This window comes from Dubosiella newyorkensis (genome assembly GCF_001945605.1).
GTDB lineage: Bacteria > Bacillota_I > Bacilli_A > Erysipelotrichales > Erysipelotrichaceae > Dubosiella > Dubosiella newyorkensis.
In genome coordinates, this window is record NZ_MPKA01000103.1 from 1 (window position 1) to 565 (window position 565).

A 565-nucleotide genomic window follows, 5' to 3' on the forward strand; every position below is an offset into this window, starting at 1 on the left:
GTGTTGATTCTTTGACAGATTTGAACAAGCTTATGCCGCTTATGAAGGAGGGTGTTTTGAAATTGAACAAATCCAAGATTGCCCGTGAACTCGATGTCGATCGCAGAACGGTCGATAAATATCTGAACGGTTTTCACAAAGCCAAACACAGATCCAGAACCAGTCCGATCGATGCTTATTATGATCTTATCGAAGACCTTTTGTCCAAAAGCAGCGAACAGGTCTTCTTCTATAAAAAAGTTCTCTGGCAGTATCTCAAAGACAATCATGGTCTTGAATGTGCAGAGAGCACTTTCAGGGCCTGGATCCTGAGGCATTCCGAGTTCGCTTCCTATTTCGATGGCTCCCGCAACCGGACGGTGAATTCCGAAACGAGAGGGGTTTCTTCTCATCGTTCTCGAGTTCTCCATCTCGAATCGGAGCCGGGAGAAGAAGCACAGCTTGATTGGAAAGAGGATATGAACTTCAAGCTCAAAAACGGAGAAACGATCCATATCAATGTCTTTTCCCTGGTCTACTCGTATTCCCGTTTCAAGGTCTTCTATCTTTCCTTGAGCCGGAAAAG

At 45.0% G+C, this 565-nt stretch carries 1 pseudogene; it reads left to right on the forward strand.

From position 1 onward, the window contains the following. Window positions 1-56 precede the first annotated feature (56 nt). Window positions 57-565, forward strand: a pseudogene (locus BO225_RS10435) (IS21 family transposase); the annotation flags it as partial.